General features: G+C 71.8%; 4 protein-coding genes. 3 read left to right on the forward strand and 1 reads right to left on the reverse strand.

Translation table 11 applies throughout. The features are described 5' to 3' along the window. Positions 1-16: 16 nt before the first annotated feature. Positions 17-2,074 (reverse strand): hypothetical protein, encoded by a 2,058-nt coding sequence (locus ACWCXB_RS34840; protein ID WP_450728215.1) that lies wholly within the window; start codon positions 2,072-2,074, stop codon positions 17-19. A gap of 302 nt (positions 2,075-2,376) precedes the next feature. Here ACWCXB_RS34840 and ACWCXB_RS34845 point away from each other — a divergent pair, with 302 nt between their 5' ends. From ACWCXB_RS34845 to ACWCXB_RS34855, 3 genes are all read left to right on the forward strand, one after another. Further along, positions 2,377-3,921 (forward strand): leucyl aminopeptidase, encoded by a 1,545-nt coding sequence (locus ACWCXB_RS34845; RefSeq protein ID WP_450728217.1) that lies wholly within the window; start codon positions 2,377-2,379, stop codon positions 3,919-3,921. A 313-nt stretch (positions 3,922-4,234) separates the two neighbouring features. Next, positions 4,235-5,623 carry a dihydrolipoyl dehydrogenase gene (gene lpdA / locus ACWCXB_RS34850; RefSeq protein WP_450728219.1) on the forward strand — a complete coding sequence of 463 codons (1,389 nt, stop codon included), beginning with the start codon at positions 4,235-4,237 and terminating at the stop codon, positions 5,621-5,623. A gap of 90 nt (positions 5,624-5,713) precedes the next feature. Continuing rightward, positions 5,714-6,420 (forward strand): biotin/lipoyl-containing protein (locus tag ACWCXB_RS34855; RefSeq protein WP_450728220.1); only part of this gene is annotated, 707 nt, incomplete at its 3' end.

Here is a 6,420-nt window from a genome sequence, read left to right on the forward strand (position 1 = left end):
ACTGCGGGCCCGCGGGTCAGGCGGGCAGCCGGAGGGTGACGGCGGACTGGAGCGGCTCGGGCCCCGTCCAGGCCGACCGCTGCCCCGCGTACGGGGTGCCGAAGACTGCCGTGCCGAGCAGGAGCTGCTTGCGGGTGCCCTCGGGTGCGGTGACGGGGACGGCGACCCCGGACGGGGCCTGGACGGTGACGGTGGTGCCGATGCGGTACGCCGTGACCTTGCCGTCGTCGAGTGCCTTCTGCCATGCGGCGCGGCGGTTCAGTTCCGTACCGGTGTCGCGCTGCCGGGGGTTGACGAGTGGGGCGCTGTCGGCGAACAGCGAGCGGTAGTCGCCGAGGACGCGGTCGAGCACCGGGTAGAGGATGCGGTCCTCGGCCAGGTTGGACTGGTGGACGTAGTGCGGGCGCGGGTCGTTCGCGACCACATGGCCGAGGGCGATCCTGGCCTCCTGCGGAACGATGTACTGCGCGTAGCCGGTGCTGGTGTCGAGCGGCTCGTCCAGGCACGTGGAGGCCGGGTTGGTCTCGCAGATGCCGCTGCCGCCGTCCGCCTGCGACGCGTAGATCCAGTTGTACTCGTCGGCCATCTCGGCCGCGGTGCCCACGTTGTAGTACACGTTCATCGGGTGGCGGGGCACGGTGAGCGCGCTGCCGACCGCCCGCTGCTGCGGCTCGCGGGAGTTGTCGCTCGCCACCCACTTGACGCCGTTGTCGGCGAGCGCAGGGGCGAGGTTGGGGTTGTCCACGGGCTGCTGCGGAAGGGTCCTGAGGCCCGAGTGCTCACCGGTGACCAGCTCGGTGCGGTCGACCGAGATGCCCTTGTTCGCGGCCCAGTTGTGGTTGTCGCGGATCTGCGCGGAGATCTCGGCGCGGCTCATCCAGAGCGTGTTGCCCGCGGCGTCCTTCGCGCACTGCCAGGGGATGACGGAGGCGTCCTGGACGCAGCCGAGGAAGGGGTGGGTGTAGGTGTGGTTGATCCAGCGGTACCTGGCCCGGTCGGCCAGCAGCTGCGCGGCGAGCGCGTCCGTGCCGCCGTGCTCGGCCTTCCACTCCAGGCCCGCGCCCGCGTTGTAGACCATGTCGAGGGTGAAGCCGCGGGCCTGCTGCCACTGGGCGGCGTACTGCGCGTCGGCGGCGGTCATACGGATGTCGGGGGTCTGCTCGCCGGCGGGGCCCGAACAGTCGATGTCGCCCGGGGTGCAGTTGCGCCCGGTGTCCCAGCGGGCGTCGGGCGCGAAGACGTCGTCGACGTGGACCGAGAAGTAGTTGCGGCTCTGACCGAGGTGGACGCCCTGGGTGAGCCACTCGACCATGCCGCGGGCCAGCAGCCGGAACTGCCGCTGGTGCTGGTTGTACGCGAAGGTCACGACGAGCTCGCGGCGCCCGTCGTGCGCGTACTCGCCGAGCAGGCTCGCACGGCCGTCCCCGCCGGGCACGGGCGCGTCGACATAGCTGGTGAAGCCCTCGCGGGGGCGGGCCAGATAGCCGTAGCTCTCGCTGACGTCCGGCGCGTTGTCCTCGAAGGTCAGCGGCCCGTCGAGATAGCCGAAGGGGCCGGAGCGGCCCGCGGCGGTGACGGCGGCCGGGGCACCGTCGAGGGTGCCGGACCAGCCGCCGTCACTGGTGTAGTCGAGCCCGACGCCCGGATGCGCCCAGGTGTACGCGTCGACCTGGCGGACGCCGAAGGCCTGCTCGTACGCGACGAGGGCGGCCTGCTCGGCGGCGCCCCCGGAGTCCGTGCCGAACGGGGCCTCGTTCGGCAGGACCACGCCCTGGTACTTGGCGCGCGGCCGGCCGCTCACGGTGTCGCTCAGGAGCGTGGCGCTGATCTGCGGACGGCCGGGGTCGTCCAGATCGACGACGCTGTACGGCACTCCGGTGCTCCGCAGCTCGGAGGTGACCGCGGCCACGGCGGCACCGCCGTCGTCCACCACGAGCACCTTCAGGTCGATCCGCGGCACCGGGTCGGCGGCGGCCGCGGCCGACGCGGGCAGCACCGCCGCCAAGAGCGCGGACGCGGCGAGCGCGACCACCGTCCTGCCGCCGAGCCTGCCCGTACTGATTCCGTACGCCATCGCGCACCCCCCACCCCTCGCGGCCTCCCATGCGGAGATTCCGCGGAGGACCTGTGGAAATCATGCAAAGCAGCCACTTGCTCCCTTGCGCATTTGCCCCGAGTGTGACGCAGGACTCACAATCCGCGCGGCAAACGTGTCGGAGACACCACTGACGGGTGAACCGCCGCTGGCGTGAGCGAACATCGCAGGCGCGCGTAGGCTCGTTCCGGCGCTCCGACTCGCCCGTTTTACGATGCGCCGGGCACGGCCGACCCCACCCCCTCGGCCATGGAACTCAACGGAAGCGAGATTTCACCACCGTGACTGCTCTCACTCTCAGCACTGCCGGCGCTGCGACGCTGCGCGCCGACGCGATCGTCGTCGGCGTCGCGAAGGGCGCCAAGGGCCCGGTCGTCGCGCCCGGCGCCGAGGCCGTGGACAAGGCGTTCGACGGAAAGCTCGCCACCGTCCTGGAGACCCTCGGCGCCTCGGGTGCCGAGGGCGAGGTGACCAAGCTGCCCGCGCCGTCGGGCCTGAAGGCCCCGGTCGTCGTGGCGGTCGGTCTCGGTCCGGCCCCGGAGAAGGACGAGGCGTACACGGCGGAGTCGCTGCGGCGCGCCGCCGGATCCGCCGCCCGTGCGCTGGCCGGTACGAAGAAGGCCGCGTTCGCGCTGCCCGTCGAGGCGTCCGAGGACGTCGAGGCCATCGCGGAGGGCGCGCTGCTCGGCGCGTACGCCTTCACCGCGTACCAGGACGGCGGCAACGGCAAGGGCGCGAAGGGCGAGAAGAACGACAACGGCAGGAAGCAGCCGCTGGCCGAGGTCGCCCTGCTCGGCGCCAAGCCGCGCGACAAGGCGTACAAGGCCGCGGCGGAGCGGGCGATCGCGCTGACCGAGGAGGTCAACCGCGCCCGTGACCTGATCAACACCCCGCCGAACGACCTGTTCCCCGAGTCGTTCGCCGCCGTCGCCACCGCCGCCGGCAAGGAGCACGGCATCAAGGTGCAGGTGCTCGACGAGAAGGCGCTCGCCAAGGGCGGGTACGGCGGCCTCCTGGGCGTCGGCCAGGGTGCGGCGCACGGCCCGCGCCTGGTCCGTCTCGGCTACACGCACCCGAAGGCGCAGAAGACCCTGGCCCTGGTCGGCAAGGGCATCACGTACGACTCGGGCGGCATCTCGCTGAAGCCGGCCGGCCACAACGAGACGATGAAGTGCGACATGAGCGGCGCCGCCGCGGTCTTCGCCGCCGTCGTCACCGCCGCCCGCCTCGGCCTGGAGGTCAATGTCACCGGCTGGCTGGCGCTCGCCGAGAACATGCCGTCCGGCACGGCCACCCGCCCGGGCGACGTCCTGCGCATGTACAGCGGCAAGACGGTGGAGGTGTTGAACACCGACGCCGAGGGCCGCCTCGTGCTGGCCGACGCGCTCACCAGGGCGTGCGAGGAGAACCCCGACGCGATCGTGGACGTGGCGACCCTGACCGGCGCGATGGTGCTGGCGCTGGGCCACCGCAGGTTCGGCGTCATGGCCAACGACGACGCGTTCCGCACGGCGGTCCACGAGATCGCCGAGGAGGTGGGCGAGGACTCCTGGCCCATGCCGCTCCCGGCCGACCTGCGCAAGGGCATGGACTCGCCCACCGCCGACATCGCGAACATGGGCGACCGGATGGGCGGCGGCCTGGTCGCCGGTCTGTTCCTGAAGGAGTTCATCGGCGAGGGCATCACCTGGGCCCACCTGGACATCGCCGGCCCGGCCTTCAACGAGGGCGGCCCCTACGGCTACACACCGAAGGGCGGCACCGGCTCCGCGGTCCGCACCCTGGTGAAGCTCGCCGAGCGCACCGCCTCGGGTGACCTGGGCTGATGTGAGGCAACGGGCGCGGGCGGGCCGCTCCGGCGGAGCCGCCCGCCCGCGCCTGAGCACGGCCCCGGGAATACCCCGGGGCCGTTGTGCCTTCAACGGAATCCGTAGGTTCGTACGGACGAGTAACCGCGGGGGACGGCAGAACCGCCGTCCCGGACCCCGGCCCCGCGTCCCGCCTTCCGTCAACAAGTGCGAAGATGGGTTCTCGGCAGGACAGGGCCCCCACCACAGGGCCGAAGACAAGCGGCCGAACACCAGCCGCCGCGCGGTCACGGACGACCGGCGCCCGGCGCACATGCATGGAGGACGTGACGTGGCGAACGACGCCAGCACCGTTTTCGACCTAGTGATCCTCGGCGGTGGTAGCGGCGGTTACGCCGCGGCACTGCGCGGAGCGCAGCTGGGCCTGGACGTCGCCCTGATCGAGAAGGACAAGGTCGGCGGCACCTGCCTGCACCGTGGATGCATTCCCACCAAGGCTCTGCTGCACGCGGGTGAGATCGCCGACCAGGCCCGTGAGAGTGAGCAGTTCGGCGTCAAGGCCAGCTTCGAGGGCATCGACGTCCCGGCCGTCCACAAGTACAAGGACGAGGTGATCTCCGGGCTGTACAAGGGCCTGCAGGGTCTGATCGCCTCCCGCAAGGTGACGTACATCGAGGGTGAGGGCCGGCTGTCGTCCCCCACCTCGGTCGACGTCAACGGCCGCCGCGTCGAGGGCCGCCACGTCCTGCTCGCCACCGGCTCCGTGCCGAAGTCGCTGCCGGGTCTGACCATCGACGGCAACCGCATCATCTCCTCCGACCACGCGCTGGTCCTGGACCGGGTGCCGAAGTCCGCGATCGTGCTGGGCGGCGGCGTCATCGGCGTCGAGTTCGCCTCCGCGTGGAAGTCCTTCGGCACCGACATCACGATCATCGAGGCCCTGAAGCACCTCGTCCCGGTCGAGGACGAGAACAGCTCGAAGCTTCTTGAGCGCGCCTTCCGCAAGCGCGGCATCAAGTTCAACCTCGGCACCTTCTTCGAGAAGGCCGAGTACACGCAGGACGGTGTGCGGGTCACCCTCGCCGACGGCAAGACCTTCGAGGCCGAGGTGCTGCTGGTCGCCGTCGGCCGCGGCCCCGTCTCACAGGGCCTGGGCTACGAGGAGGCCGGGGTCGCCATGGAGCGCGGCTACGTCCTCGTCGACGAGTACATGCAGACCAACGTGCCGACCATCTCGGCCGTCGGTGACCTCGTCCCGACCCTCCAGCTCGCGCACGTCGGCTTCGCCGAGGGCATCCTGGTGGCGGAGCGTCTGGCCGGTCTGAAGACCGTCCCGATCGACTACGACGGCGTGCCGCGGGTGACGTACTGCCACCCGGAGGTCGCCTCCGTCGGTATCACCGAGGCCAAGGCCAAGGAGATCTACGGCGCGGACAAGGTCGTCGCTCTGAAGTACAACCTCGCGGGCAACGGCAAGAGCAAGATCCTCAAGACCGCGGGCGAGATCAAGCTCGTCCAGGTCAAGGACGGTGCCGTGGTCGGCGTCCACATGGTCGGTGACCGTATGGGCGAGCAGGTGGGTGAGGCTCAGCTGATCTACAACTGGGAGGCTCTGCCGGCCGAGGTCGCGCAGCTCATCCACGCGCACCCGACGCAGAACGAGGCGCTCGGCGAAGCGCATCTCGCCCTGGCGGGCAAGCCGCTGCACTCCCACGACTGATTCTGGGTGTCCGGGGGTCCGCCCCCGGACAGCGCAGTAACGGGCGCGACGACGACCACTACCGCACATTCGTAAGGAGCAACCGAAACCATGCCGGTTTCCGTAACCCTTCCGGCGCTCGGCGAGAGCGTCACCGAGGGCACCGTCACCCGCTGGCTGAAGGCCGAGGGCGAGCGCGTCGAGGCCGACGAGCCGCTGCTCGAGGTGTCGACCGACAAGGTCGACACCGAGATCCCCGCGCCCGCCTCCGGCGTCCTGTCCTCCATCAAGGTCGCCGAGGACGAGACCGTCGAGGTCGGCGCCGAGCTGGCCGTCATCGACGACGGCACGGGCGCGCCCGCTGCCGCCCCGGCCCCGGCCGCCGCTGCTGCCGAGGCCCCCGCGGCTCCGGCCGCGCCTGCCGCCCCGGCCCCTGTTGCCGAGGCCCCCGCGGCTCCGGCCGCCCCGGCCCCCGCCGCCGCCCCTGCCGGTGGCGCCCAGGGCACCGACGTCGTCCTGCCCGCGCTGGGCGAGTCGGTCACCGAGGGCACCGTCACCCGCTGGCTGAAGCAGGTCGGCGAGGAGGTCGCCGAGGACGAGCCGCTGCTCGAGGTCTCCACGGACAAGGTCGACACCGAGATCCCGGCGCCCGCCTCCGGCGTGCTGCTCGAGATCGTGGTCGGCGAGGACGAGACCGCCGAGGTCGGCGCGAAGCTCGCCGTGATCGGTGCCCCGGGTGCCGCTCCGGCTGCTCCGGCCGCCCCCGCGGCCCCGGCCCCGGCCCCGGCTCCGGCTCCGGCCGCGCCTGCTGCCCCGGC

The sequence above is a fragment of the Streptomyces sp. NPDC001514 genome, assembly GCF_053597075.1.

Excerpts from the sequence above, each read along its gene's own strand:
- ACWCXB_RS34840 (WP_450728215.1), bottom strand. The coding sequence starts at position 2,074 with ATGGCGTACGGAATCAGTACGGGCAGGCTCGGCGGCAGGACGGTGGTC.